This is a genomic window from Paraburkholderia nemoris (assembly GCF_905221015.1).
Taxonomy (GTDB): Bacteria; Pseudomonadota; Gammaproteobacteria; order Burkholderiales; family Burkholderiaceae; genus Paraburkholderia; species Paraburkholderia nemoris.
This window is the reverse complement of the sequence record NZ_CAJNBO010000010.1, coordinates 173,525-198,769: the sequence shown is the minus strand read 5'-3', so window position 1 is coordinate 198,769 and position 25,245 is coordinate 173,525. Positions and strand designations below refer to the sequence as shown.

The window sequence follows — 25,245 nt, the reverse complement described above, 5'->3', positions numbered from 1 at the left end:
AATCACCCCTTTTTAGCCTCCGCCAGCCACTGGTCGAGACCGATGCGGCCGATCCGCGCGTCGCCGAGCGGCACGAGCGATTGTTCCTCGACACGGCCCCCGTAGTACGGCGCATCGCGATCCGTCACCACCGGGCGTGCGTCGCCTACCGATTTCAGATAGCGGGTAACGATCTCCGCGAAGGGCGCGCGGTCTGGTCCGGCGATATCGACCGTGCCGTTCAGTGGGGCTGCGAGCGCGACCTGCGCGAGGCTCGCGGCGACGTCGTCGGCGGCGATTGGCTGAAACAGGCCATCGCTGATGCGCACCGCGCCGTCGACCGTGCCGTAATCCGCGATACCGCCGATGAACTCCATGAACTGGGTCGCGCGCACGATCGTGTACGGCACGCCCGCCGCTTCGATCACTTCTTCCTGCGCGACCTTGGCAACGAAATACGCGTTCTCCGGTGTGCGATCACAGCCGACGATTGATAGCGCGACGTGATGGCGCACGCCTGCGGCTACTTCGGCTTTGCCGAGGTTACGCGCGGAGGTGCGGAAAAAATCGAGCACCGCCTGCGGCTCCCAGGACGGCGCGTTCGTCACATCCACGACGACGTCCGCGCCCACGAGCGCGTTGCTCAGGCCTTCGCCCGTAACGGCGTTGACGCCGGTGCGCGGCGATGCGGCAAGCGCCTCATGCCCCGCGTTATTGAGCAGCGTGACGAGACGCGATCCGATCAGGCCGGAACCACCGATTACGACGATTTTCATGGCAGATTCTCCAGATGAGAGTAAATGGACGCGTGGGGCGCCGGGCGGGCGTTGTATTGCGTGAAAGTGTTCGCCGCAGTCGCATCGCGTGAGGCTATTGTGGAAGAATCATGCTCTATCGAAAAGTGACAAGAATTGTCGATCCGACTAGTCCATGTCAGTTGCCGCTCCCCTTGCCCGCGAGACCGTCATGACCGTAGCAACGTCCGCATTAACCATCGAAATCGATCGGCAGCAGCAGTTGCCGATCTATCTGCAGATCTGCGAACGCTTCAGGACTGCGATCGCCGCGGGGCATCTGCGTCCCGGCGATCGCGTACCAGCGCTGCGCGGTCTCGCCACGCAACTGAGCACGGCTCGTGGCACGGTCGAGCTCGCCTACACGATTCTCGTCGACGAGGGCTATCTGCAGATGCGCGGCGCGGCGGGCACGTTCGTATCGTCGTCGCTGCCGGCATCGGTGACGCGCTCGTCGCGTGCGCAGGGCGTTCAGGACGCGCGCGGCAGGCAGGGCACTGAAGGAACGGGCACATCGCAGACGTCGGGCGAGTCGCGCAGTGGTCAAGCGGTGACACGTCAGCAGGCCCTCGCCGTCGCTATGAGCGGCGCGCCGCGGCCGTTGCAACCAGGGCTGCCCGCGCTCGACGCATTTCCGAACAAGCTATGGAACCGGCTCGTATCGCGCCGCGCGCGCAGCGGCGACCGCGCGATGCTCGCGTACCCGGATCCGTCCGGGTACCGGCCGCTGCGCGAACATATCGCCACGTATCTCGGGCTCTCGCGCGGTGTGACCTGTCTGCCGGAACAGGTGTTCGTGACCGGCGGCTACCGTGCAACGCTCGAACTCGTGTTGCGCAGTCTCGCCCGCCCGAACGATCATATGTGGTTCGAGGATCCCGGTTATCTGCTCGCGCGCGGTTATCTGGCCGAAACCGGCGTGCAGCTCGTGCCGGTGCCGGTGGATAGTGAAGGGATCGACGTCGAGCGCGGCACACTGCTGGATGCAGAGGCGCGTTTCGCCGTGGTCACGCCCTCGCATCAGAGTCCGCTCGGACACACGCTGTCGCTCGCACGACGCATGGCGCTGCTGGACTCGGCAGAGAAAGCATCCCGCTGGATCATCGAAGACGACTACGACAGCGAGTTCCGTTATCTGGGCCGGCCATTGCCGGCTTTAAAGAGCCTCGACCGGCGCGATCGCGTGATCTATTCCGGCACGTTCAGCAAGGTGATGTTTCCCGGGCTGCGGCTCGCGTATGCGGTGATGCCGGAGCGGGCCGTCGAGCGCGTCGAGCGGGTGGCGCACAGCATGAACGCCGGATCGCCGACGCTATTGCAGGCGGCCGTGGCGGATTTCATTGGGCAAGGACATTTTGCGCGGCATCTGAAGCGCATGCGTGCGTTGTACGGCGAGCGGCGCGTGCTGATCGTGAACGCGCTGGAGCAGGCGTTTGGCGAACGGCTGATTGTCGATTTGCCGCCAGGTGGAATTCAGTTCGCGGTGCAGTTCGCCGATGGCCCCGATGGTCCGGTCGATGACGTCGCCGTCGCCGCGCGCGCCCGCAAGGCGGGGCTCGGGGTGCTGGCGCTTTCGATCTGGTACGCGAATGGCCGCGCGCGGCGCACACCGCGCGGCCTCGTGATGGGCTTTGCGAATATCGCCGACGCGCGTGAGGCCGGCCGTCTCGCGCGAACGTTGAGCGCGTGTCTGGACGGCTGACGTGCTTTATGCGCTCCGCGCAGCGGTACCCGCCGCCATGCTCGCGCTGCGGGCCGCCTGCGCGGCAAGCGAGGCGAACACCGCATCGCCGGTCAGTTGTGCACGTGCCGCATCGAGCGCCTCGGCTACCGCCGCTTCGCCCATCACAAGCCCCTGCAGGAGAAGAAACTGCACGCTGTGGATGCCGATCGTTCCGAGTGCATAGCGCAGATACGGCGTCAGGAAGTCCGGCTGCCGAGCGCGTTCGCCGCTATGAACACCGCCCGAGCCAACGATCACGATGGTCGGCCGGTCGCGCATCAGTCCAACCTTGCCTTCCGGTGTCGAGGCAAACGTCCGATGAATGCGCAACGTGTAATCGATCCACAGCTTGAGCGCTGCCGGCACCGTGAAGTTGTGCATCGGCGTGTTGATAATGAGCGCATCCGTCGTTTCGATTTCATTGATCAGTTGTTCGGAGACATCGAACAGAGCCTTATCCGGCGTGCGCGATGTGACGGCGCGCGCATAGTCGCGGGCGACCGGCGGCAGCGGCGTAGCTGCCAGATCGCGTTCGATAACTTCGATGTCCGCTGCAGCGGGTGCGGTGTGCTCGCGCAGCACACCGACGATCTCGTCGGCAAAACGGTAGCCGTGGCTTTCCTCGCCGTGTGGGCTGGCGTTGATCAGTAGAATTTTCATGACGTGAACGTCGCGGAATGGGCAAGAGGAGCGAGGGGTTCGACGAAGTGCATGCCGCGAGCGAGCAGCCCATTGCGGAAATAGAAGCGTTGCGCAAGCGGCATGTGCAGGCCGGTGTCGAGAACGAAGTGCACGCAGCCGGCTTCGCGCGCAATTTGCCGTACCGCGTCGAGCAGTTGCGCGCCGATGCCGCCACGCTGCGACTTGTCATCCACAACCAGATCGTCGACATAGACGAAGCGGCCATACAGCAGATTAGTCAGCGTGCGATAACCGACGAGGCCGACAATGCTACCCGCGTGTGACGCAGCGAGGAGGCGATATCCTTCAACATGCTGTTTTGCCACCTGCGCGACGAACGAGTGCGCGTCCGTCAGATGCGGGCGCAACTGACGCATGACGTCGAATGCGGGCAGCAGTGAATCGGGCGTGTCGAGGTGAACGAAGCGAAGCGGGGCAGGCATGGGCGTCTCCATAGGGAACGACGCTCACGATACCTGGCGCACGGCCTGGTCGATAGAGCCAAGAATCTGCAATTGGACCAGGCCATCCGGCGGACACGCCGGCAATCAAACCTGTGTTTTCAAGGCGCCGGGTTCAGCAAGGTTTTGTCGGACGCATACGGATCTTCAGCGTGCACGACTACGGCGGTGACATTATCACGTCCGCCGCGCGCAATGGCCAGGTCGACCAGTTCATCAGACGCGCGCTCGCACGTCACCGTGGTCAGCACGCCCAGTATTTCCTCGTCGCTGATTTCGTTGCTCAAGCCGTCGCTGCAAAGCAGAAAAACGTCGCCGTCCGCGACTTCGATCGCATCGTCGTCGAGTTCGAGCAAGTCCGTGGCGCCGACCGCACGCGTGATCATGTGCTGTGCCGGATGATGTCGCGCCTCTTCGTCGGTAATCACGCCGAGCGACTTGAGTTCTTCCACCTGACTATGATCGCGCGTGAGTTGCCGCAATTGCCCTTCGCGATACAGATACAGCCGACTGTCGCCGGCCCATAGATAGCCGCAGAAGCGGTCGCACGCGAGCAGCACGACGACGGTGCTGCCGATCCGCTGCACCTGGCGGCGCGCCGCTTCGTCCCTCAGTTGGCGGTTGGCTTTTTGCAGCCGTGCTCGCGCGTCGGCGATACAGGTTTTCATCGCGAGCGGCGGCGCGAGGCGGCTCAGCGCATCGATCACCAGCCGGCTCGCCAGATCGCCGACCGCGTGCCCGCCCATGCCATCGGCGACGGCCCAGCGTCCGGGTTCGGGCTGGGCGAGGCAGGCATCTTCGTTGATTTCACGGACGCGTCCGGCGTCGGACCGCGCGGACGACGTCCATCGAAATTGGCTCGGACAGGTCACAAGAGCTACACCGTATCGTTTCTACTGCGTGCGTCCGGGGAGACGTTGATGTTCGAGTTCGCGCCGGTGTTGCGTACGTCGACCGACTGGAACGTGTTGATCATCTGGTTAGCATAGAAGTTGTTCGAGATGTCGTACAGGTTCACAACCGGACCAATGCTCGGCGTTTCCCGCACATAGGGCTGAATCCAGCCGTACACCCACGGCGCACCGCCGCCGCCGCGGATTGCCGCCATCGCTTTACGGTCGAGCGCGAGGTTAAGCGAGAGGTCGTTTACTGTGATGGAAGCCATTTCGTTCTCCGGTTGGCCGCGTGCGTCGGGCGCGCGGTTGAAAAGGAATTGAACGTGATGGTGCAAGTGCCATGCCAATTTGCGGCCCGAGCGGGCGCTTTTTCGTAGCGCGTTGATTGGTGGGCGATTCCGCGGGCCTGCCTGGCAGTACTTGTTCGTACGGCGCCGAAGAGGTCGGAATGCAGCCAACATCCGGGCGCTCACACCGGTGCAGGACCCAACACATTGGCCGGACTCCCGGGCCCTGGCGAACCCACTCGCTGCGGCTCAGCCGACACGCAAAATGATCGACGTCTGCCAACAGATCGGCTCGATTTGTGTCGGCTCCCAGCTGACACATGCTGCACTCAAAATGTCTCCCAATTCCTGCCAGCCCTTTAAATAAAGGCTTTTCGCCACATGGCCCGGATGATGCAAAAGATCTCGCAACGGTGTTGGATATTGAAGCGAGACCAGCCATGAACACGAACCACCTCCCGACGAGCAGCGAAGATCAAGACGAACGCTGCAATGAAACGTCGACCATCGACCTGCCGATCGGCGCGCATCTCGTTACGCAACGGCGCGGTTACGAACACCACGGCATTTATGTCGGCAATGGCCGCGTGGTTCATTACGCGGGTTTTGCGAGCTCGGCGCATCGCGGTCCGGTGGAAGAAGTGGAATTAACCCGCTTCGCCGCCGGTCATCCATTGAAGATCCGCTCGACCCCGAGCGCCCGTTACGTCGGCGATGAGGCCGTGCGCCGCGCCCGCTCCCGCCTCGGCGAAAACCATTACCGCCTGCTGACGAATAACTGCGAGCACTTCTGCGCATGGTGCCTGCTTGGCGAAAGCCGCAGCGAACAGGTGCATTGCTGCTTGACCCATCCGCGTGCCGGCGTGCTCACGCTGGTGTGTCTGGTGAAGGCGTTTGTCGAACGCGCCGCGAAGAATGGTCAGGTTGCCGCTCAACTCGCTTAAGCGAACAGGAACGAGCAGGAACGGGTTCAGCAATTCAGGGTTTCAAGGATCGAGGAGAGCATCATGGTTGCCGCAGAAAAAACCTTGCACTGGGCCGTCGACAAATGGCTCGCACCGACCCCCTCGATGCCCGCGCGTGTCGTGCAGTTTTGCCACCGCGCGTCGCAGCATCAACGATACGTTTGCGTGGAAGCCCTGCGGCCGGGCGGGTTGTTGTCGATCTTCTTCTTCCGTCACGACGACGGCTCGTGGAACGTGTTCCCGCCGCAAGCTGAGCGGCCCGCCATGAACGGCCATCGACGCGCGGCAGTTTGCTAGCTTTGCGTATGCGTATGCGCGGCGGCTTCCTTGACGATCCACTGACTGAACAGCAGCATCGCCGACGTCATCGGTTTGCCCTTCAACCACGTCAGCCAGTAGCTGCCGGCGTGAACTTCCACCTCGAACGGCCGCACCAGCCGGCCCGTGTTGATCTCGTGATCGAACATCAGCGCCGGCGCCAGCGCGATACCCGCACCCTGCATGGCCGCTTCCACCATGAGCCGCGATGAATCGAACACCGGGCCGCGAATCGGCCGCGGTGGGATGCCGGCGGCCGTGAACCAGCTCATCCAGTCGTCGACGCGATAGGAACGCAGCAACGTTTCGTTGGCGAGATCCGTTGGCTCGGACAGACGCCTGGCGATCTCGGGCGCACACAGAATGGCGAGCGGTGCGTCGAGCAGCCGGGTGGCGAGCGAGCCTGGCCAGGTGCCGTCGCCGAAACGAATTGCGAAGTCGAGGCCTTCGGTGGCGAGATCGACCAGATTGTTGTTCGTCAGCAGCCGCAACTCGACAAACGGATGCGCGTCGCGAAACGACTTGAGCCGCGACATCAGCCAGCCCACCGCGAAAGTGCCTACCACCCCGACCGTCAACACTTCGTGAAAGTGGCCGCCGTCGAACTGTTTGAGTACGGCTTCGATGCGATCAAACGCATCTGTGAGGACAGGGCGCAGCGCGAGTCCTTCGTCGGTCATGGCCAGTCCACGGGGCAGACGTTTGAAGAGCGCGGTGCCCAGCCGCTCTTCCAGCGTTCTCACCTGCTGGCTCACGGCCGCCTGGGTGACGTTCAATTCGAGCGCAGCGCGCGTGAAGCTCAGATGTCGCGCGGACGATTCGAAGGCGCGCAGCGCATTCAACGGGAGATACGGTCTCATGGCGGAGGCATAAGATTTTCTAGGGGATCGACTAACTTATCATCGTTTGCCAGCGGGCGCCGAAAAACCGATAGTTGCGGCTTCACATAAGGAGCGGCGATGATCACAAGACGGAAATTCGCGGGCGCGATGCTCGGCGTTTCGATAGCTGGGGTTGCGGTTGGCAGTGGCGGCGCGTTCGGGAAAGCGGTGAAGGCGGGCGCCGCCAAGCAGGGCGGCAGCGTGGCCAAGGCGGACGCCATTCGTCAACGGCTCGCGCAGATCGAAGCGGAAAGCGGTGGACGGCTGGGCGTTTCGATCGTCGACACGACCTCTGGATTGCACGCCGGTTTGCGGACGGACGAGCGTTTTCCGATGTGCAGCACGTTCAAACTGCTGGCGGCGGGTTTCGTGCTGACGCGAGTGGATCGCGGGCAAGAAGACCTGGAACGGCGCATCGTGTTTTCCAAAAGCGATCTTGTGCCGTACTCGCCCGCCACCAGCCAGCACACGCGCGAGCGCACCGGCGATGCGGGGATGAGCGTCGCCGACTTGTGCAAGACGGCCATTACGCTCAGCGACAACACCGCGGCGAATCTGTTGCTGGCCAGTTTTGGCGGCCCCGCAGCTTTGACCGCGTTCGCGCGCAGTATTGGCGATGGCATCACGCGCTTGGACCGCAACGAGCCGACGCTGAACGAAGCGACGCCCGGCGATCCGCGCGATACCACCACGCCCAACGCCATGCTCGGCAATCTGCGTGAGCTGCTGCTGGGCGAGCGTTTGTCTTCGCCGTCGCGTGCACAACTGCTGGCCTGGCTCGCCGCCAACCAGACCGGTGGCGAACGGATTCGCGCGAAGCTGCCGAAGGATTGGGGCGTCGGCGATAAAACCGGCACCGGCGATCACGGCACGGCAAACGACGTCGCGATTCTGTGGCCGCCGGGACGCGGGCCGATTCTCGTGACGGTCTACCTCACCGAGACAAGCGGCGATGCGGCGCGCAGCAATGCGGCGATTGCTAACGTCGGAGCGTTGATCGTGGCGTCGGTTTGATGGAGTGAGCACGTTCAGCGCATGAACCGGTTCGTGGTGCAAACGCGCTGACCACGGGAGAAAGGCGGACCGTTCGTGTGAAAAAACGGCACGCGTCCTTCGCTGACGGTTGAAAGACGAATCGTGCGACACTAGGGCCACACCGAAGGGGGCGACGAATTTGGCAACTGAACCGACAACTGGGGATCGGCCTCGACTTACGCGGTGAGAAGTTGATTGTGCAAGTGATTGCGTGACACCTCCCGCCGACGTTTGTGCAGGTAAGCCGTCGGCTTGTCCAACCGCGCAGTATTGGTCTTGGTTCGGAGTCCCCTATGCCTCTCTATGTCGTTGCATTGCTAATCGGTGTAGTGGCCGGACTCCGCGCGATGACCGCTCCCGCGGCCATCAGTTGGGCGGCGCATCTGGGGTGGTTGCCGCTGCAGGACACGCCGCTGGCATTTCTCGGCTTTGCTGCCACACCGTATATCTTCACTGTGCTGGCGATCGTCGAACTGATTACCGACCAATTGCCCAAGACACCTAGCCGTACCGTGCCGATGCAATTCGGCGCGCGTATCGTCCTGGGTGGGTTGAGTGGCGCGGCGATCGGGGCCGCACATGGCGGCTTGGTGGGTGGTTTGATTGCCGGGGTGGTGGGTGCGGTGATCGGCACCTTGGGTGGCGCGAGAGTGAGAGCTGCGTTGGCGCGCACATTCGGCCGTGACTTGCCGGCCGCGTTGATCGAAGACGCGGTGGCGATCGTTGGCGCTGTGGTGATCGTGATGGCGTTGCGTTGACTTAAGTGAGTTTTTGTCCGCATCAGTGTGCGGAAGTCATTGGTGCCGTTTGACAAAATACCCATCGACGCGCATAATCAGCTCTGCCTAAGGGCTACGATAAATACCTGACTAGCAGCAGACGGTTGGCTATCCGTGGACTTAGGCATTTTCATTTCTAGGCCGCGTCGCGGTCTTTTTTCATTTTCGGCTTAGGTATTGGACTCGGCGGTCGCAGTCTCTTCCACCTTGGCTGCCGGTTCGATGGTGACTTCAACCACCGGCTCGCGCTTCCAAATCAGAAGCCCATTTGCCTCCCAGCGCTTGACGATCTCGGGATCGTTTTTCGCATAGGCGCTCACCATCCAATGCATGTTCGGTTTGTTCGCTGAGTCTGGCACGTCGACACGGATCGCGACAAGCAGCGGATTGATACCGTCGGGCATTTCGATCGTAACCACCACGATGCTATCGCGCTCAGTGGCTGACTCATACACAGCGACGGGTTTGAGGATCAGTTCTCGTAGCGAGGCAACCGTTTCGGGAGGCAGGCCATGCTTCTCCATGATTTTGACAAGAAGGCGGACTGACGTAACAACGGCGCGATCAGGGATGTTGATCACTGTCAGCGCCTCCTTCGTGAAACGGCCGATGAGCACTTGGTGACGGTAGTCGCTGTCCGCGAGGTGACCTGTTTGGTGCCTTCGCAGCAACTCTGTTGTCAACTCTACTGACAGATCGAATCGTACAAATCTGCTCATTAATGCCCTTGTATTTTTGCCTGACAGGCATCGGAGAAGATCGGAATTTTATCCGCCCCGTCAAAGCGAAAGGCATCTCTTTATAGTATGTTCGGACACGACCGCACCCTGCCTTCCGAAAAAACGTAGGGTTCCTAGCTGATGCTCGCCGTCCGAGAGTCAACGGGAATCCGAGGCGCGGGCCGTGCCTCAACAACAGCCGGAATCAACTTCCCTCGCATCAGCAACCCAAGCGTCTTCACCACCAGAATTCCAATCACCACATTCGCGGCGACGAACAAAACCGGCGCGATCCATTCGAGCGGACCCGTTGCGCCTCGTTCGACCATGCGAATCGCCATCGTCGGCAATGCGGCTACACCGAAGCTGAACGCCCAGTATCCCGGCCCGAATGCTTGCTGACGAATCCACGGCAGCAGACGCAACAGCATCAACGCCTGGTAGAGCCCATAGCCAAGCAGCATCAGCGCGATCAAATCAGGCGTACCACTGCTTAAGCTCATATACGTCACACCGCCCACCACCGGCGGCGCGAGTTGAATGCCGAGGACCGGACGCAGGGCTTCGGGCAGCGCTTCATGCACGGCGGCGCGGTGCAGAATCATCGATTCGATCGCGAGCCAGGACAGCACGCCGGCGCCGAAGAACAGCCCGCCCAGCTGATGAAAACCGAACGCAGCCGCAGCAGTGCCCGCGACAAAACTCGACGCGACAGTCGGCAGATAAATGGCTGCTGTGATCAATTCAGGCTTGCGCCCACCTTGCCAGAGCCGTCCATGCAGGTACACGCCGAGCACCAATTGGGCGACCGCGGCCACGCCGAACAGTGCAAGCGCAACCGAATGCGCATAAGGCTGCAAAATCTGCGCGGCCAGCAAACTCGAAACCGGCACTAGTGCCGCAAACGACGATTGCACCGGATGCTGCATTTCCGCGCGGGCCTCGGCGACATGCGTCAACCACTTATGCGCGTACGCGAGCAGAACGACGACCCACACTGCAAGCGCTGCGACGCTCAACACATCTCCCGCAATTGTGGGCAAATGCCACACCCTGATCGCCACGCGCCACAAGTTGGCGAACGCCAGCGCGCCCACCGCGATCCCGAAGAAAGAAACCGGAATCGTGCCACGATTGCTGTTCATGTCTGATCCTCCGAAACGTTGCGACGCGCTCCAATGCTCCAGCGTTGCGCGTTCGATAACGTACTGTAGAGGGGGGCGGCAAAACGCTGAATGCTGGGGCGGCTCAACAAATGGCGCGATCGTCTCAACGTGCATTCACAGCGCGTGCTTTGCCCCGGTTGCGTCACGTTCCGTCGGATTCCACCGTCCAGCCGCTGATTTCCGGCTGTTTCGCCCCCGAAGAGCCACTGCCTGGTATGACAGCCCCGCGTCATGGCGTAAAATTTCCACTTCGATATGAAGTAACGTCATTTACGCTAACTCATGCCAACGCCTGCGGACAAATCAAACTCAAAGGAAAGCGAGGGCGTTGCCGTCATCGATCGTGCTTGCGCGATTCTGTTCGCCTTCAGGCCGGACGACGTCGCGCTCACGCTCGCCGAGCTTGCGGCGCGCACGGGCCTCTACAAGAGCACGCTGCTGCGGCTTGCGGGCTCGCTGATCCAGCACCGTCTGCTGCTGCGTCTGGACGACGGCCGCTATCAACTCGGCTCCGCCACTTTCATGCTCGGCGCGTTGTATCAGCGCAGTCTGAACGTCGGCGACATTGTGGTGCCGCTGATGCGCGAACTCGCGGAAACCAGCGGCGAAAGCGTGTCCTTCTATGTGCGCGACGAGGCGGTGCGTGTGTGTTTGCATCGTGTGGATTCGACGCATGCGGTGCGATTTCACGTGCGCGAAGGTGACGTGCTGCCGCTGGAAAGCGGCTCGGGCGGTCTCGCATTGCTGGCGTTCGGCGGCGAGCCGGGCGAGCTGTACGAGAAGATTCGCGAGGACTTCTACTGTGTGTCGATCGGCGAGCGTGATCGGGAGACGGCGGGGGTTTCGATGCCGGTATTCGGTGTGCGCCAGACTTTGCGTGGCGTGCTGACGCTTGCTGGCCCGAGTTCTCGCATCGATCAGGCGTTCCTCGAGAGCAATCTCGGCGCGCTGTTCGATTGCGCCGCACGCGCAACGGATGCGTTGGGCGGCGACTCGCGCGCAATGCGCAACGCGCAGCGCCGCGCGGCCGAAGTTCAGGACAGGTGACGCTCGGGCTTGCCTGTGTACGTGTAGTTCATCTGGCGCGGCATCGGGCCTTTATTGCGCTCGTTGCGTCCGCGTTGCTCCCATGCATGCGACAGAATACCGACCGCGCGTGACAGGCAGAACACCCCGCGCGCCAGCTCCGGTGCAAAACCAAGTTCCGCGTAGATCACGGCGGTGGCGCCGTCGATATTCATCGGCACGGGTTTGTTCTTGCGCTGCTTGAGCAAGGCTTCAATGCCGCGCGCGATAGCGGCATATCGTCCGCTGATACTTTGCTGTTCGACGCTTTCGTCCACGAGCGAAAGAAGCCGGATTGCCCGCGGATCGATCGGATGAAAGCGGTGCCCGAAGCCGGGCAAATACTTGCCGTGTTTGGCGGTAAAGGCATTGACGCCTTGTTCGACCGCATCTTCCAACGTGGCGCCTGCTTGCATGCGTTCGGCAATCGAATCGTACAGTTCGACCGCCTGCTGACCGGCACCGCCATGTACATCATCCAGCGCATTGATCGCCGAGGCCATCGCGCCGTTCAACGGCAAACCGCAACTGGTCGCCATCCGCGAGATGGCAATCGACGGTGCATGCGGCCCATGATCGACCGATGCCACCAACGCCGCTTCGAACAAACGCGCTTGCGCGGAATCGGGCAGTTCGCCGCGCAGCATCAGCCAGATCATCTGCGGAAAACTGACGTTGCCGATCAACTCCTGAATCGGGAAACCGCGCACCTTGATCGAGCCCGGATGAATGTCGATGATCGAGGTGCTCCAGTACTCGGCGGCGAGCTTGGCGGCGTCGAATGCATGCGTCATGTTCAGATCACTCCTTCGGAGCGTAGGTGGTCGATTTGTGCGTCGTCGTAACCGAGCGAGGCGAGATGCTCACGTGTGTGAGCCGATAGAACCGGCGCGGGTGCGGTCGGCGCCGTGTCGGCATCGGATAGCCGAAAACCTGCACGGGTGACGCGTTGCCGCTCAACGGTGCCGTCGCCGGCAAATTCGCGGATGAACTCGCGCGATTCCAGATGCGGGTGCGCGAGAATCTCAGGCACCGACATCACGCGCCCGGCCGGCACACCGGCTTCGAAGAATTTGGCTTCCCAGTTTGTTGCGCTGTCGCTTGCCAATGCCGCTTCGATTTCGGCTTTCAACGCCGCGCGATTCGCTTTGCGCGCGTTGCGCTCGGAAAAGCGCGCGTCGTCGAGCAGATCGGCTCGGCCGATCAGATGGCAGAGGCTCGCGAACTGCTTGTTCTCGTTCGCGGCGATATTGAGCGGCCCGTCGCCGGTTCTGAAGGTGCCCGAAGGCGCGGCGGTGAAGTTCTCGTTGCCCATCGGCTCGGGCGTGACCCCGGCGTTCAGATAGTTCGATACGACCCAGCCCATCGTTGCCAGCGTGGCTTCCAGCATCGAGACATCGAGCATGCGGCCGTGTCCGCTCGCGCGGGCATCGACCAAGGCGGCGCAGATGCCGAACGCTGCCGTGAGACCGCCCACCGTGTCGGACACCGGATATCCGACGCGCAACGGCGCGCTGTCGGCATCGCCGGTCACGCTCATCACACCCGAGATGCCCTGGACGATCTGATCGTAGGCCGGGCGTTTCGAAAACTCGCCGTCCATGCCGAAGCCGGAGATCGCGCAATACACGAGCTTGGGATTTACTTCACGCAGGGCGTCGAAATCGAGGCCGAGCCGCGTCATTACACCGGGCCGGAAGTTTTCGACCAGCACGTCCGCGGTTTTGACGAGCTCGCGCAAAATGGCCTTGCCGCGCGGGTCTTTCAGATTGAGCGTGATGGACTGCTTGCCCGCATTCACCGCGACAAACGAGGCGCCCATGTTGCGCATGGACGCGCCCTTGTCGGCGCCTAAACGCCGCGCAAGATCGCCGCCCTCGGGGTGTTCGACCTTGATCACCTCCGCGCCGAGCAGCGCGAGTTGATAGGCACAAAACGGCCCAGCCAACACATTCGATAAATCCAGTACCCGCACTCCAGCCAACGGCAGCGTCATGTTTGAAGCCTCTTGTTCAATGCATTCAATGCGTTCAATGCGAAATTTCGTCGAGATTGCGATTGTTGGTACGCGGCCCGAAGATGCCGATCGCGCCCATCACCATCACCATCGACACAGTGATCAACGCGAACACGCCCGGCACCTCGAAGTGGCGCAGCGCGAAGGCGATCATGAAGCCGGAAAACATAGCGGATAAACGCGACATCGAATAGACGAAGCCAACGGCGCGTGCCCGCAAGCGCGTGGGGAACAGTTCGGTCTGGTACGCGTGATAGCCGACCGAGAGCAGCGTGCCGCTAAGCGTGATCAGCACACCAAGCGTCATCAGCATGGCGGGCGAGGTTTGCATCGCGAACAGGCTGCCGAACACGGCGATACCGAGTGCCGACAACACGATCAAGGTCTTACGTTCGATGCGGTCCGCGATCGCCATGCCGATCAGCGGTCCGAACGGATTCGAGGCCGCGATAACGAACGAGTACATCAGGCTGTGCGTGATCGTTATGCCTTTCGAAACCAGCAGGGTCGGCACCCAGGACGCGAAACCATAGAAGCCGATCGCCTGGAACAGGTTAAACACGAGCATCGTGATCGCGCGTTTGCGATACGGCGGCTGCCAGATTTCGCGAAAGGCCGCCTTGGTGGTGGCCGGCTCGACTGTCGGGACAGGGGCGGGCAATGGCTTGCCGTATTGCTTCGCGACTTTTGCTTCGATCGCCTGCAGGACCTGTTCCGCTTCGGCGGCACGGCCTTGCTGCGCGAGCCAACGCGGGCTTTCGGGCACGCGCCGGCGAATGGCCCACACCACGACCGCGCCGAGCGCGCCGATGATCACGACCCAGCGCCAGCCGTCGACGCCATACGGCGTTTGCGGCACCAGCCACCATGCAAGCAGGGCGACCGACGGCACGGCGGTGTACTGCACCAGATGAACGAAAGCGAACGCGCGGCCGCGCAGATGTTTCGGCACGAGTTCGCTGACGTATGTGTCGATCGTTACCAGTTCGACGCCCACGCCGATGCCCGCGATCAGGCGCCACAGGTTGATAGCCGGCGCACTGGTTTGCAGCGCCATGATCAGGGTGGCCGCGGAATACCACAGGAGCGAAACGGTAAACACGGTTCTGCGGCCATAGCGATCCGCCATACCCGCGAAAAAGAACGTGCCGATGAAGAGCCCCGCGAACGACGCCGCCACGAAGGCACCCAACCCGGACACGCCGAAGAACGACGCGGTGGTTGTCGCGTAGAGCCCGCTTTTGACGAGGCCCGGGCCGACGTAGGCCGTAAAAAACAGATCGTAGAACTCGAACCAGCCGCCGATCGACAGCAGGAATACCAGCATCCATACCGTGCGCGTCGCGGGAAGTCGGTCGATGCGCGCGTTGATGCCGGTCGTAAGTCCCTGCGCACCGGCGCTTGAATCGGGCGACGCGCCGGGTGCTTCGATCGGCAGGCTTGCCATGAAATCCTCCTTGGAGTGTCTCGTGCTAGGTCGTTCTGTCTAATAGAACGACGTTCTATTTAATGGGTGTGCCGAGATTAGTCCGTGTGGCGTCTGCCAGGAATTCGGGGTTTTACCTAGCCGTCAAACTCCCATTCGCTGCAACATCGCGAGAAGGGCGTCGAAAGAAAGCGGCTTGCGCGCGTATGCGATGGCGGGATTCGGTTGCGCGGGAATATCCGCGGCTGCGCTGCACAGGATGATCGGAATCGCGCGCAGATTGGGGTCGTTGTAGAGCGCGGCGCACAGTTGCAGCCCCGACATGACCGGCATCATGCAGTCCGACACAATGATGTCGGGCCGGGTCTTGTGGATCTGCTCAAGCGCGGCCGCGCCGTTGGACGCCGTCAATACGGTATAGCCGTGCCGCTCCAGCAACAGTCGCCAGACCGTGAGGATGTCGAATTCGTCGTCCACGACCAGAATGGTTTTCATGGGTGGCTACGTTTCTCGTCGCGGCGTCAGCGTGGCCGAGAGGCCTTGCGCTGAAACCACGTTGGCGGGGCTGAGCGGGCTTTCGATCACGTCGAGGCCCTGAGACGAAATGAAGAGTTCGCGCAGTGACGTGTCGTGCGCGCTTTCACGCTGCTTGACCACCGAAATCATGCGCCGCAAACCCGTGTCCGTTTCGGCGTAGCGCAGCAGCACCAGGTTTTCGGTCAAGGCGGAGACCCGCACGCTCTTCGCGTGTCCGGGGTCGGCGTAAAGCGGCAACTCCTCAGTCAGGATCGTGGTGACACAGGCTTCCCTCAGTTGATGAAGCAGCGCATTCAGAAACAAGCCGAAGCGTTCGGTTCGCAGCGCGGAATCGCGAAAGCCTTCCACGCCGTCGATCACGATCCGCTTCGCGCCGCTCTGCTTGACCGTGGCAAGCGCAACCGCCGCGAGTTCGTCGATCGCCAGTTCGATGGCGGGTTGCCATTGAATCATGAGGCGGCCGTCGTCGTACGCGTCGGCAAGATCGATCGAGACGGCCTCGGCTTTGCCGACCAGCCGCTGCGGCCCTTCGTAAAAGCCCAGATACATGCAGCGCTCGCCGCGTGCCACGCCGGCCGCGAGAAATTGCAGGCAGAGCAGGGTCTTGCCGACACCTGACGGCCCGATCAGCGTGGTCGTGGAACCTTGAGCAAAACCACCGCCGAGCAGATTGTCGAGATGCGGGAGACCGAAGCCGAGCCTTGTTTTCAGATCGACCGGGCCCGGTTGCGCGGCGCATTGCGATTCCAGGCGCGGGAACATCAGAAGCCCGCTTTCGGCGATGCGAAAGAAATGCTTGCCCATCAGATGGTTGCGCGCCCGCATCTTGTGCACTTCGATTTCGCGTCCACGGCGCATGCCGTCGTTATAGCGGTTCAGTTCGATCAGGCCGTCGACCAGCGTGTGCTCGGGGTGCGGTTCGTTGCCGGAGAGCGGCGCGAGCAACAGCGTGGTGCAATCCATTGCCGCAGCCAGCGCGTTCAGCTCGTGGATGAACTTCGACAGCGACAATTCGGTTTCGCTGAATTCGCGTGCGCTGCGAAAGCCGTCGATGATCATGAGGCTTGGCCGATGGTCGTAAATGCTCGACGCAATCAGTTTGAGGAAGCCATCGAGACCGTCCTGCATCAACTCGTGATAGCCGGACACGAACAGCATTTGCTGTGCGACGGCGGTTTCGTCGAAGAAGCTGAGGCCTTTGAGGTGCGCCAGCAGCTTGTCGTGCGACTCGGCGATCAGGGTCACGTAGAGCACCTTTTCGCCCTTGCTGACACGATGAAAGCCGACCTGGCTCGACAGTATCGTTTTGCCCGCACCGGCCATGCCTTCCAGCAGATAGACGCCGCCGCTGACCAGACCCCCGCCCAGGATCTCATCGAAACCGGGGACACCTGTTTCCATGTTGGTGCGGGAGGATGTCTGAGATTCGTGGATAGTCATTGTCGATATGTCGTTCAAAGTACGGAGGAGCGACAGCTTGCAAATGAAATCTAGCGGAGGTGCATCGCTCAACCTAACCGCGCCAGCAATTCGCGTTCCTGGTCGTGAGCGGCGCTGCGGGTGCCGGCATTCGATGAGGGGGAACCCGGCTGCGCCCGCCTCCCGCTTGCTGAGCAGCAAGGGATAGGCCAGCGCGTAGCGTGTGTAAGGGGAGCGGGAGAGGGGGACTTACAGGGCGGGGCAGTGAAAGCGTGGCGGCGTTTTTTTCAAATCGATGCAACGAAGGAGGCACGGCAGGGGATGCGACGGGCATATCCCTCGCGCATGCAAAGTACCCGTCATGCGCGAGGATGAGGCGTTTTCTGCTGGGTCGATAATGGCTCGGCAATGAGCCAGTTACGCCTTAGCTACACGCGAAACTGCTCGCGGCATTAACGTCGCCGCCCTGATAACGGGCGACTTTCGGATACGCACAGAGCGGCCGCGTGCGTCCCGCCCCCCAATCGGCTGGCACGTCCGTATTCGGCACGACATTGCTCGCATCGCGTGCGGTGGCGACCACGCTGTCCGGCGCCTTGCCCTGTTCGACCCACGCAATCATCGGCGTGAGCATGTCGAACTGGTCGGTGCTCGGACCGCCGGAGCAGTGGTTCATGCCGGCGATCGTGTAGAGACGGGCGAAGTTCGAGGCGTCGCCGCCGTTGGCTGCCGTGAGCCGCTGATACCAGTCGGTCGTATCGTTCGACGAAAACACCGGGTCGCTCGTGCCGTGATAGATCATCAGCTTTGCACCGCGTTGCTTCAACGCACTGAGGTTGGTCTCGTCGGGCGGCGTCATGAACGACCAGGCGGACTCGCTATACACGCCACTCGTGGCGAAGATCTTCGGCGCGTCGGTATCCATGCTGAAGTTCAGCGCGTAAGCCGACAACTGGCTCAACACCGACGCACTCTGTGGCGGCGTGGTGAACGTGAATGCCGCTGCGGCGGGATCAAGGGTGATCGAGTTCGCCTGCTTCCATGCCGACCAGCCCGGGCCGAGGCCGGCGTCGTACGGAAAGCTCGAATACAGCGCCGTGCCGGCGCTGTTGCGTGCGCCCGAGAAGACGTTGCCGATCGCGTCCTTCTGCGCGCTCGTCAGACAGGTTCCGTCGCGCACGTTGTTCGTGCAGGTGGGAACGTCGGTCGCCAGGCTGAAATTTGCCTGGCATGCCTTGATATCCTGAATGAGGCCGTCGCTGGCGCCGTCGAGTGCATCGCATTTGGCCAGTATCTTCGACGCCACCATCTGACGTTCCGCCGCGGTGAAGCCGGTCGTGATGTCGGGCAGACCGTTCGCGGTCGTGGCGGTCGCGACCTTGGCCAATTGCTGCGCGCTCCACATCTCGCCGATTGCCGCTTTCGGCAAGTGAAAGCCCGGGTCGCCGGCAATGATCCCGTCGTATTGCGCCGAAGAACGTGCCGCCGCGACCAATGCATGACGGCCGCCGTTGGAGCATCCGTCGAAATAACTGCGGTCCGGCCCCTTGCCGTACGCGAGTTTGATCACCTGCTTGGCCATTGGCGTGAGCGTGGCGACCGCGTTGTAGCCGTAGTCGAGGCGCGCTTGCGGGTCGAGGCCGAACAGCGGATTCTGCGACGCGCTGTGGCCCGCGTCCGAACTGATCACAGCAAAGCCCATGTTGAGTGCGTCGTTAGTCGGGCCGCCGCCGCCGATTTCACCGGTAGCGGTCACTACATTCCCGTCGAGGCCGCCATTGGCCTGATAGAAGAAGCGCCCGTTCCATGCCAGCGGCAGACGCATCTCGAAGCCGATGGCGTACGTCTTACCATCGACGCTGCTCACGCGCTGATTCATGCTGCCCTGAATCAGGCAGTGCTCGGCAATCGGTTTGCCGGCCACCTTAAGCGTGCCGGCCGCGACGTCTGACACCGAGGTGAAGACGGTGTTGGCGAACGTGAGTTTCGCAGCCAGCGCGGCGCAATTGCCGGCGAGTGTGCCGGGAGTCGCCGCATTCAGTTGTGGCAGGGCATTCGTGCTCGTGGTGGCCGGGTCGCTGACATCATTGCCGCCACACGCGGCGAGAGTCAGTGCCGCCGCTGCAGCCAGCGCGATGGATGTGTGCTTCATGCGGTGTCCCCTAGAACGAATGACGAATGCCGAGCATCACGCCGGTCTGGCCGGTGCCTGCCGTGGGTGTCGTGCCGCCGCCACCGGCGCTGACCGAGTAACGCGCCTTCGCGCTGTTGGCGAGATACGAGCCCTGCGCATAGACAGCGGTGCGTTTCGACAGCAGATAGGTGGTGCGCAGCGTGCCCATCGCGGCGCGCGTGTCGTGTTCGCTATTGGTGATGTGATAGACCTCGCCGTCGACGATGAAAGCCGGTGTCACGAAGTACGAGGCGCCGACGAAGAACAGATCCGAGCGCACGGATGCAATCGTGACCGCCGACGGTTCGACCCGGCGATTGAGCCAGCCCGCGCCGATCTTTGCCTTGCCGATGTTGGCGTATGCGCTGACGTGGGTGCGGACGTCTTTGTCGGCGGCATTGGTGAGTGGAATGGGCGCAACGCCGTCGAAGAAGTTCGCCGCAGCAGTGCTCCCACCGCGTTGCTCTTCATACGACGCAGCAACGCCGAACAGCGGCGCGTCGTACTTCAACATCACCGACCACTCGCGGCATTCCGTTGCGTGCCCGGCCACCGAGCCGGTGCAGGTGCCCTGGCCTGGCGAGTTGCCGGTGCCCGCGGCGTCGCGGCCGAATGAATAGTTCGCGCCGAGCGTTACGCCCGCATAGGTGCCCAGGTAGCTCACCGAGTTATCGGCGCGGGCGTTCGGCACGTAGGCGTCGAGCGAGCCCAGGCCGTAGATATCCGGGCCGATCAGATCCGCGCCCATCAGCGCGAGATACGTCATCGTGTACTGTCGTCCGAACGACACAGTGCCGTACGGACTCTTGATGCCGATGAAGGCCTGACGCCCGAACAACCTGCCGCCCTGGCCGAGATCGCCGGCGCGCACGTTGAAACCGCTTTCTAGCGTGAACACCGCGCTATAGCCGCCGCCCAGGTCTTCATTGCCGCGCAGGCCCCAACGTGAAGGCAGCTCGCCGGTGACCGACGGCATGCGAAAAACGCTTTTGCCCGCGGCGTTTGCATGCGATACGTATTCGATGCCGGTGTCGATGATGCCGTAGAGCGTTACGCTCGATTGAGCCGCCGCGGCGCCGCTGACGGCGCACAATGCGCCGCAAAGAAGGATGCGTGTGGATGCTTGCATGCAGGGTGTCTCCAAACCGTTGATCGAATGTGTTTGTTGTTGGGTCTTCTTGAATCTTCTTGAATCTTCTTGAGTCTTCTTGAGTCTTCTTGCCTGGCCGGTCAGTCGTCGGCACGCGGGCGGCGCAGCAACAACAGCGCAGCCGCAGCGGCGATCAGCGTGACGGGAATGCTCGCGCCGATCACCGTCGACGAACTGCGCCCCATCGCCAGCAATTGACCTGCTGCAAGCGGTCCGACCACCGAGCCGATACGGCCCACCGCCACGGCCGCGCCGACGCCGGTGCCGCGCATGGCAGTCGGATAGAACGCCGCCGAGAGCGCGTACAGCACAGATTGCCCACCGATCACGAACATCCCCGCGAAGAACGCTGAGGTGGCGAGTGCGCCGAAGCCGGGCGCCATCGAGAGCGCCGCGAGCGACGCGATGATTCCGGCATACATGCCCGCCACGACGAGACCCGAACGCATCCGGTCCATCAACATGCCGATGCACAACGCGCCGATGCCGCCGCCGATGTTGAAGAAAATCTGCACATAGCCCACTTGTGCGCGTGACAGACCGCTTGCGGCCATCAACGAAGGCAGCCAGTTGAGCAGGAAGTAGAGGACGATCAGCGTGCAGAAATAGCTGACCCAGATCTGCACGGTCGAGAGGCCACGTGTGCCGCCGAACAGGATCTCGCCGACCGGCGCGGGCTTCGCATGACCGTCTCGCGAGGCTTGGGTGAATGCCTTCGAATCCGCGAGAAACACAAGCAACAGCGGCACCAGAACCAGCGGCCCTGTGCCGCCGACGTAGAAGATATGCCGCCACTCGGTGTCGCCCGCGCTTAACACGCCGATCACCGAAGCGATCACACCGCCGAACGGAATGCCGCAATACATCACGCTCACGGCGGTGCTGCGCGAGCGTGGCTCGACCGCTTCCGACGACAACGCGATCAGGTTAGGCAATGCACCGCCAAGACCAATGCCCGTCAGCACCCGCACGATCACCAGTGTGTGAAAGTCGCTTACGAGTGCGGTCGCGATCGACAACAAGCCGAACAGGCATGCGGAAATCACCAGCACGCGCTTGCGGCCGATGCGGTCAGCAAGCCGTCCGCCGAACATTGCACCCGGCAGCAAGCCGAAGGTCCCGGCGCTGAACGCGAGACCCATCTGGCCGACCGACAAACCGAACTCGCGTGCCATCCGTGGCGCGGCGACACCGACCGACTGCAAGTCGAGCCCTTCGAGCAACGCGACGGCAAAACACAATCCGAGTGTGACAAAGGCGCTTGTCCGGCTGGACGTCGCCGGTCCGGCAAGGCTTTCTGTCGAAGGTAGTATTCCGGCTCTTTTCACGTTAGTGATCCTTATTAAAATGCGTGGTTTTCCGGTGTCGATCAAGAGCTGCAGGTGCGGAGTCGCCGTCTGGTGTGCCGGCTTGGCGCAAAAACGGTTGCGTTTGCTCAGCGCAGGGGCGGTCCGGTGTTCGAGACCACCTGGGTGAAACGGGATTCAGACCGCCGTCGAGGTCACCGTGGAATGCTTAAGAACCGCCCGGCAAAAGCCGCAGCGCGCAGCACATCGGTTCGATGCCTGCGTTGCTGTCCGTTTGTTTCGACGCGATGCAACGCGTCTCCACACGCTGCATCGTGGATAGGATTTAATATCAGGTAGACTGATAAAACAAGTGCAAATGCTTCGGTGAAAACACCTAGCGATTTGCAGTGACGGGAAGGTTAGTCGCGCAGGTTGCGCACGAAAGTTTCGAGGTGGGTTTGTACGACGCCGGCCGTGTCGAGCTCGAGGCCTTCCATCATCTGTTTCTCGATCGTCTTCACCGCCTGCTCGCATTCGCGCAGCACGGCCCGCCCTTCATCGGTCAATTGCAGCAGCACGATGCGGCCGTGCGTCGGGTCCGGCTCGCGGCTGACCCAGTTCCGGCTCGCCATGGCGTTCATCACTTCATTGGCCGATTGCGGCGTGATGAAGGAGCGTTCGGCCACTTGCGCATTGGAAGCCTGCCCCTTTGCGTCGAGTACCGAAAGCGCGGTGAATTGCGAGAGCGTGAGACCGAGTGGCGCGAGTGCCTCGGTCATGCGGCGCCGAAGAATGCGGTCGAGACTTCCGATCACATAGGCCAACCGCAGGTGCGGGCGACGGGTACGCGTGGTGGTGGGTTCGGCGGGCGAATCTGGATTTTTGCTCATGGTGGGCTGGAGGTCCGGTCTAGCCTGCATCTTAGCGCGCCTCTGCGCTAATTCGGCCGATAGGGGTTTGCACCGAGTCCGCGAAATTCCGCTTTACATATCAGGTAGCCTGATATTAAATGCAGTCATCGGGCCGCTGCTGGGGCCAACATTCACGGAGAAAGTAGATGAGTTACGAAGGTCGCTGGAAAACCGTCAAGGTCGATGTAGCAGAGGGCATCGCATGGGTCACGTTCAATCGCCCAGAGAAGCGCAACGCAATGAGCCCGACGCTGAACAAGGAAATGATCGAGGTCCTCGAGGCAGTCGAGTTGGACGCCGAAGCCCAGGTTCTCGTGCTGACAGGCGAGGGCGACGCGTGGACCGCCGGCATGGACTTGAAGGAATACTTCCGTGAAGTCGACGCCGGCCCGGAAATCCTGCAAGAAAAGATTCGCCGCGATGCATGCCGCTGGCAATGGCAGTTGCTGCGCATGTACGCGAAGCCGACCATCGCGATGGTCAACGGCTGGTGCTTCGGCGGTGGCTTCTCGCCGCTGGTGGCATGCGATCTCGCGATCGCCGCGGACGAAGCCGTGTTCGGCCTCTCCGAAATCAACTGGGGCATTCCGCCGGGCAACCTGGTGAGCAAGGCGATGGCGGATACCGTCGGACATCGTCAGGCTCTTTACTACATCATGACCGGCGAGACGTTCACGGGTCAGGAAGCCGCGCAGATGGGTCTCGTCAACAACAGCGTGCCGCGTGCCGAATTGCGCGAAGCCACGCGTGTTCTCGCAGGCAAGCTGTTGCAGAAGAATCCGGTGGTGCTGCGCGCGGCCAAGCACGGCTTCAAGCGTTGCCGTGAACTGACGTGGGATCAGAACGAGGATTACCTGTACGCCAAGCTGGATCAGGCACAACTGCGCGATCCCGAAGGCGGCCGCGAGCAGGGCCTGAAACAGTTCCTCGACGAGAAGGCGATCAAGCCGGGTCTGCAAACCTACAAGCGCTGAACTATCGCTGGCGCTAAGGTAGCGTCAGCCAGATACACGCGTGGGGAGACTGGCGGGACGAGAGACATAGCGAGGAGACGAGACACATGCATGAAGTGACATTGTTGATCGGCGGCGAGAGCCGCGGCGCATCGGACGGCAGAACATTCGAGCGGATCAATCCCGCAAGCGTTACGGCGGCCTCGCGTGCGGCTGCCGCCACGCTGGCCGATGCAGATGCGGCTGTTGATGCCGCGGCGCGCGCATTCCCGGCATGGTCGGCACTAGCGCCGACTGAACGTCGCAGACGTCTATTGGCCGCAGCCGATCTGATGGATGCCCGCACCGCGCAGTTCATCGAAACCGGTGTGGCCGAAACCGGCGCGATGCCGAACTGGTACGGCTTCAATGTGATGCTGGCCGCCAACATGTTGCGCGAAGCCGCCGCGATGACCACGCAGATCGACGGCGACGTGATTCCGTCTGATGTGCCGGGCAGTCTCGCGATGGCCGTGCGCCAGCCGTGCGGTGTGGTGCTCGGCATGGCGCCGTGGAATGCGCCGGTGATTCTCGGCACCCGGGCAATTGCCATGCCGCTCGCATGTGGCAACACGGTCGTGCTTAAGGCTTCGGAAGGCTGCCCGGGTGTGCATCGGCTGATCGGCAGCGTGTTGCAGGAAGCCGGCCTCGGCGACGGCGTGGTGAACGTCGTCACGCATTCGGCCGAAGATGCGCCGGCGATCGTCGAAAGGTTGATCGCTCATCCGGCGGTGCGACGGGTCAATTTCACGGGCTCGACGCGGGTCGGACGCATCGTCGCGCAACATGCCGCGCAGCATTTGAAGCCGGCCTTGCTCGAGCTCGGCGGCAAGGCGCCTGTGGTGGTGCTCGACGACGCCGATCTGGATGCGGCGGTGGACGGCATTGCGTTCGGCGCGTTCTTCAACCAGGGGCAGATTTGCATGTCGACGGAGCGGCTGATCGTCGACCGCAAAATCGCCGACGTGCTGGTCGAGAAACTCGCGGCCAAAGCGCGAACCCTGAAGGCGGGCGATCCCGCTGCGGCCGATTCGGTGCTTGGCGTACTCGAAAGCGTGGCGGCCGCGCGGCGCATCAAGGCGCTCGTTGAAGACGCGCATGAGAAGGGCGCGAAGCTGCCGGTCGGCTGCTCGGTTGAAGGCGCGGTAATGCAACCGGTGATTGTCGACGGCGTGACGCGCGACATGTTGCTCTATGCCGAGGAATCCTTCGGCCCGGTGGTGACGGTGCAGCGCGTGGACAGTGACGAGGAAGCGATTCAGGTTGCCAACGATAGCGAATACGGTCTCTCCGCAGCGGTATTCAGCCGCGATATATCGCGCGCGTTGAATGTGGCGAAACGGATCGAATCGGGCATCTGCCATATCAACGGGCCGACTGTGCACGACGAAGCGCAGATGCCGTTCGGCGGCGTGAAGAAGAGTGGCTATGGGCGGTTTGGCAGCAAGGCATCGATAGCGGAGTTCACCGACCTGCGCTGGATCACGATTCAAACCGGCCCGCGGCACTATCCGATTTGATTGTCCGCGGTCGAATAGCCGCGTTGGAGCATTAAAAGAAGATCGCTCCGCTTTAGAGAGCG

Annotated in this window: 25 protein-coding genes; 8 read left to right on the top strand and 17 right to left on the bottom strand. The window is 62.2% G+C overall.

Going from position 1 to position 25,245, the window contains the following annotated elements:
* Positions 1–2 precede the first annotated feature (2 nt).
* Positions 3–755: an SDR family oxidoreductase gene (locus KHO33_RS17625; RefSeq protein ID WP_200565382.1), complete on the bottom strand. Its 753-nt coding sequence runs from the start codon at positions 753–755 to the stop codon at positions 3–5.
* Between the two features lie 190 nt (positions 756–945).
* On the opposite strand from KHO33_RS17625, the gene pdxR reads away from it, so the two are divergent.
* Positions 946–2,475, top strand: a complete 1,530-nt coding sequence (gene pdxR / locus KHO33_RS17620) for a MocR-like pyridoxine biosynthesis transcription factor PdxR (protein ID WP_200565381.1) — start codon at positions 946–948, stop codon at positions 2,473–2,475.
* Between the two features lie 6 nt (positions 2,476–2,481).
* Here pdxR and KHO33_RS17615 read toward each other — a convergent pair whose 3' ends face one another.
* From KHO33_RS17615 to KHO33_RS17600, 4 genes are all read right to left on the bottom strand, one after another.
* Positions 2,482–3,156: an FMN-dependent NADH-azoreductase gene (locus KHO33_RS17615; RefSeq protein ID WP_200565380.1), complete on the bottom strand. Its 675-nt coding sequence runs from the start codon at positions 3,154–3,156 to the stop codon at positions 2,482–2,484.
* Positions 3,153–3,620, bottom strand: coding sequence for a GNAT family N-acetyltransferase (locus tag KHO33_RS17610; protein WP_200565379.1), 468 nt, complete (start codon positions 3,618–3,620; stop codon positions 3,153–3,155). The genes KHO33_RS17615 and KHO33_RS17610 overlap by 4 nt, the downstream gene beginning before the upstream one ends.
* A 119-nt stretch (positions 3,621–3,739) precedes the next feature.
* On the bottom strand, positions 3,740–4,510 hold the full coding sequence (locus KHO33_RS17605; RefSeq protein ID WP_200565378.1) for a PP2C family protein-serine/threonine phosphatase: 771 nt from the start codon (positions 4,508–4,510) through the stop codon (positions 3,740–3,742).
* Positions 4,511–4,515: 5 nt separating this feature from the next.
* Positions 4,516–4,803, bottom strand: a complete 288-nt coding sequence (locus KHO33_RS17600) for a hypothetical protein (RefSeq protein ID WP_054035641.1) — start codon at positions 4,801–4,803, stop codon at positions 4,516–4,518.
* A 458-nt stretch (positions 4,804–5,261) separates the two neighbouring features.
* Between KHO33_RS17600 and KHO33_RS17595 the strand changes: the two genes are divergently transcribed.
* Together KHO33_RS17595 and KHO33_RS17590 are read left to right on the top strand one after the other, a co-directional pair.
* A complete protein-coding gene (locus KHO33_RS17595) occupies positions 5,262–5,765 on the top strand; it encodes a lecithin retinol acyltransferase family protein (protein ID WP_054035552.1) in 504 nt (167 codons plus the stop codon).
* Between the two features lie 63 nt (positions 5,766–5,828).
* A complete protein-coding gene (locus KHO33_RS17590) occupies positions 5,829–6,083 on the top strand; it encodes a hypothetical protein (RefSeq protein ID WP_054035551.1) in 255 nt (84 codons plus the stop codon).
* Here the strand turns inward: KHO33_RS17590 and KHO33_RS17585 are convergent.
* Entirely contained in the window at positions 6,080–6,964 is an 885-nt protein-coding gene (locus KHO33_RS17585; RefSeq protein WP_200565377.1) for a LysR family transcriptional regulator, read from the bottom strand. The two genes, KHO33_RS17590 and KHO33_RS17585, sit on opposite strands and share 4 nt — an antisense overlap.
* 99 nt (positions 6,965–7,063) lie before the next feature.
* On the opposite strand from KHO33_RS17585, the gene bla reads away from it, so the two are divergent.
* Both bla and KHO33_RS17575 read left to right on the top strand, forming a co-directional pair.
* Positions 7,064–7,999, top strand: coding sequence for a class A beta-lactamase (gene bla / locus KHO33_RS17580; protein ID WP_200565376.1), 936 nt, complete (start codon positions 7,064–7,066; stop codon positions 7,997–7,999).
* 314 nt (positions 8,000–8,313) lie between these two features.
* On the top strand, positions 8,314–8,778 hold the full coding sequence (locus tag KHO33_RS17575; RefSeq protein WP_054035548.1) for a hypothetical protein: 465 nt from the start codon (positions 8,314–8,316) through the stop codon (positions 8,776–8,778).
* A 191-nt stretch (positions 8,779–8,969) separates the two neighbouring features.
* Here the strand turns inward: KHO33_RS17575 and KHO33_RS17570 are convergent, their stop codons facing one another.
* The gene (locus tag KHO33_RS17570) at positions 8,970–9,518 is read right to left on the bottom strand and encodes a MuF-C-terminal domain-containing protein (RefSeq protein ID WP_200659678.1); all 549 of its coding nucleotides are present in this window, start codon (positions 9,516–9,518) and stop codon (positions 8,970–8,972) included.
* Between the two features lie 134 nt (positions 9,519–9,652).
* The gene (gene tehA / locus KHO33_RS17565; RefSeq protein WP_200565374.1) at positions 9,653–10,663 is read right to left on the bottom strand and encodes a dicarboxylate transporter/tellurite-resistance protein TehA; all 1,011 of its coding nucleotides are present in this window, start codon (positions 10,661–10,663) and stop codon (positions 9,653–9,655) included.
* A 303-nt stretch (positions 10,664–10,966) separates the two neighbouring features.
* Between tehA and KHO33_RS17560 the strand changes: the two genes are divergently transcribed.
* Positions 10,967–11,731, top strand: a complete 765-nt coding sequence (locus tag KHO33_RS17560; RefSeq protein WP_054035546.1) for an IclR family transcriptional regulator — start codon at positions 10,967–10,969, stop codon at positions 11,729–11,731.
* On the opposite strand, the gene KHO33_RS17555 is transcribed toward KHO33_RS17560, so the two are convergent.
* The 9 genes from KHO33_RS17555 to KHO33_RS17515 all read right to left on the bottom strand — a co-directional run bounded on the left by KHO33_RS17555 (position 11,719) and on the right by KHO33_RS17515 (position 22,650).
* Positions 11,719–12,543, bottom strand: coding sequence for a citryl-CoA lyase (locus KHO33_RS17555; RefSeq protein ID WP_200565373.1), 825 nt, complete (start codon positions 12,541–12,543; stop codon positions 11,719–11,721). The genes KHO33_RS17560 and KHO33_RS17555 overlap by 13 nt on opposite strands.
* Positions 12,544–12,545: 2 nt before the next feature.
* Positions 12,546–13,745 (bottom strand): CaiB/BaiF CoA transferase family protein, encoded by a 1,200-nt coding sequence (locus tag KHO33_RS17550; RefSeq protein ID WP_200565372.1) that lies wholly within the window; start codon positions 13,743–13,745, stop codon positions 12,546–12,548.
* A 34-nt stretch (positions 13,746–13,779) separates the two neighbouring features.
* Complete coding sequence (locus KHO33_RS17545) at positions 13,780–15,213, bottom strand: MFS transporter (RefSeq protein ID WP_200565371.1); 1,434 nt, start codon at positions 15,211–15,213, stop codon at positions 13,780–13,782.
* 123 nt (positions 15,214–15,336) lie between these two features.
* Complete coding sequence (locus tag KHO33_RS17540; RefSeq protein ID WP_054035542.1) at positions 15,337–15,687, bottom strand: response regulator; 351 nt, start codon at positions 15,685–15,687, stop codon at positions 15,337–15,339.
* 6 nt (positions 15,688–15,693) lie between these two features.
* Positions 15,694–17,169: an ATPase domain-containing protein gene (locus KHO33_RS17535; protein WP_200565370.1), complete on the bottom strand. Its 1,476-nt coding sequence runs from the start codon at positions 17,167–17,169 to the stop codon at positions 15,694–15,696.
* Positions 17,170–17,572: 403 nt separating this feature from the next.
* Positions 17,573–19,300: a tannase/feruloyl esterase family alpha/beta hydrolase gene (locus KHO33_RS17530; RefSeq protein WP_200565369.1), complete on the bottom strand. Its 1,728-nt coding sequence runs from the start codon at positions 19,298–19,300 to the stop codon at positions 17,573–17,575.
* A gap of 10 nt (positions 19,301–19,310) precedes the next feature.
* Positions 19,311–20,450, bottom strand: a complete 1,140-nt coding sequence (locus KHO33_RS17525; RefSeq protein WP_200565368.1) for a porin — start codon at positions 20,448–20,450, stop codon at positions 19,311–19,313.
* 101 nt (positions 20,451–20,551) lie between these two features.
* On the bottom strand, positions 20,552–21,784 hold the full coding sequence (gene mhpT, locus KHO33_RS17520) for a 3-(3-hydroxy-phenyl)propionate transporter MhpT (RefSeq protein ID WP_407946180.1): 1,233 nt from the start codon (positions 21,782–21,784) through the stop codon (positions 20,552–20,554).
* A 395-nt stretch (positions 21,785–22,179) separates the two neighbouring features.
* Positions 22,180–22,650, bottom strand: coding sequence for a MarR family winged helix-turn-helix transcriptional regulator (locus KHO33_RS17515; protein ID WP_175049047.1), 471 nt, complete (start codon positions 22,648–22,650; stop codon positions 22,180–22,182).
* A gap of 167 nt (positions 22,651–22,817) precedes the next feature.
* On the opposite strand from KHO33_RS17515, the gene KHO33_RS17510 reads away from it, so the two are divergent.
* Together KHO33_RS17510 and KHO33_RS17505 are read left to right on the top strand one after the other, a co-directional pair.
* Complete coding sequence (locus KHO33_RS17510; protein WP_054035537.1) at positions 22,818–23,645, top strand: p-hydroxycinnamoyl CoA hydratase/lyase; 828 nt, start codon at positions 22,818–22,820, stop codon at positions 23,643–23,645.
* An 86-nt stretch (positions 23,646–23,731) separates the two neighbouring features.
* On the top strand, positions 23,732–25,183 hold the full coding sequence (locus KHO33_RS17505) for an aldehyde dehydrogenase (RefSeq protein WP_200565366.1): 1,452 nt from the start codon (positions 23,732–23,734) through the stop codon (positions 25,181–25,183).
* Positions 25,184–25,245: the final 62 nt, after the last annotated feature.

What these genes read in the sequence shown, in the direction of transcription:
- KHO33_RS17600 (WP_054035641.1), bottom strand. Translation starts at nt 4,803, where the DNA reads ATGGCTTCCATCACAGTAAACGACCTCTCGCTTAACCTCGCGCTCGAC.
- KHO33_RS17590 (WP_054035551.1), top strand. Translation starts at nt 5,829, where the DNA reads ATGGTTGCCGCAGAAAAAACCTTGCACTGGGCCGTCGACAAATGGCTC.
- pdxR (WP_200565381.1), top strand. Translation starts at nt 946, where the DNA reads ATGACCGTAGCAACGTCCGCATTAACCATCGAAATCGATCGGCAGCAG.
- KHO33_RS17545 (WP_200565371.1), bottom strand. Translation starts at nt 15,213, where the DNA reads ATGGCAAGCCTGCCGATCGAAGCACCCGGCGCGTCGCCCGATTCAAGC.
- KHO33_RS17560 (WP_054035546.1), top strand. Translation starts at nt 10,967, where the DNA reads ATGCCAACGCCTGCGGACAAATCAAACTCAAAGGAAAGCGAGGGCGTT.
- KHO33_RS17610 (WP_200565379.1), bottom strand. Translation starts at nt 3,620, where the DNA reads ATGCCTGCCCCGCTTCGCTTCGTTCACCTCGACACGCCCGATTCACTG.
- KHO33_RS17625 (WP_200565382.1), bottom strand. Translation starts at nt 755, where the DNA reads ATGAAAATCGTCGTAATCGGTGGTTCCGGCCTGATCGGATCGCGTCTC.
- KHO33_RS17515 (WP_175049047.1), bottom strand. Translation starts at nt 22,650, where the DNA reads ATGAGCAAAAATCCAGATTCGCCCGCCGAACCCACCACCACGCGTACC.
- tehA (WP_200565374.1), bottom strand. Translation starts at nt 10,663, where the DNA reads ATGAACAGCAATCGTGGCACGATTCCGGTTTCTTTCTTCGGGATCGCG.
- KHO33_RS17615 (WP_200565380.1), bottom strand. Translation starts at nt 3,156, where the DNA reads ATGAAAATTCTACTGATCAACGCCAGCCCACACGGCGAGGAAAGCCAC.
- KHO33_RS17510 (WP_054035537.1), top strand. Translation starts at nt 22,818, where the DNA reads ATGAGTTACGAAGGTCGCTGGAAAACCGTCAAGGTCGATGTAGCAGAG.
- KHO33_RS17505 (WP_200565366.1), top strand. Translation starts at nt 23,732, where the DNA reads ATGCATGAAGTGACATTGTTGATCGGCGGCGAGAGCCGCGGCGCATCG.
- KHO33_RS17595 (WP_054035552.1), top strand. Translation starts at nt 5,262, where the DNA reads ATGAACACGAACCACCTCCCGACGAGCAGCGAAGATCAAGACGAACGC.
- KHO33_RS17550 (WP_200565372.1), bottom strand. Translation starts at nt 13,745, where the DNA reads ATGACGCTGCCGTTGGCTGGAGTGCGGGTACTGGATTTATCGAATGTG.
- KHO33_RS17535 (WP_200565370.1), bottom strand. Translation starts at nt 17,169, where the DNA reads ATGACTATCCACGAATCTCAGACATCCTCCCGCACCAACATGGAAACA.
- KHO33_RS17530 (WP_200565369.1), bottom strand. Translation starts at nt 19,300, where the DNA reads ATGAAGCACACATCCATCGCGCTGGCTGCAGCGGCGGCACTGACTCTC.
- KHO33_RS17540 (WP_054035542.1), bottom strand. Translation starts at nt 15,687, where the DNA reads ATGAAAACCATTCTGGTCGTGGACGACGAATTCGACATCCTCACGGTC.
- KHO33_RS17575 (WP_054035548.1), top strand. Translation starts at nt 8,314, where the DNA reads ATGCCTCTCTATGTCGTTGCATTGCTAATCGGTGTAGTGGCCGGACTC.
- KHO33_RS17570 (WP_200659678.1), bottom strand. Translation starts at nt 9,518, where the DNA reads ATGAGCAGATTTGTACGATTCGATCTGTCAGTAGAGTTGACAACAGAG.
- KHO33_RS17555 (WP_200565373.1), bottom strand. Translation starts at nt 12,543, where the DNA reads ATGACGCATGCATTCGACGCCGCCAAGCTCGCCGCCGAGTACTGGAGC.
- bla (WP_200565376.1), top strand. Translation starts at nt 7,064, where the DNA reads ATGATCACAAGACGGAAATTCGCGGGCGCGATGCTCGGCGTTTCGATA.
- KHO33_RS17585 (WP_200565377.1), bottom strand. Translation starts at nt 6,964, where the DNA reads ATGAGACCGTATCTCCCGTTGAATGCGCTGCGCGCCTTCGAATCGTCC.
- KHO33_RS17525 (WP_200565368.1), bottom strand. Translation starts at nt 20,450, where the DNA reads ATGCAAGCATCCACACGCATCCTTCTTTGCGGCGCATTGTGCGCCGTC.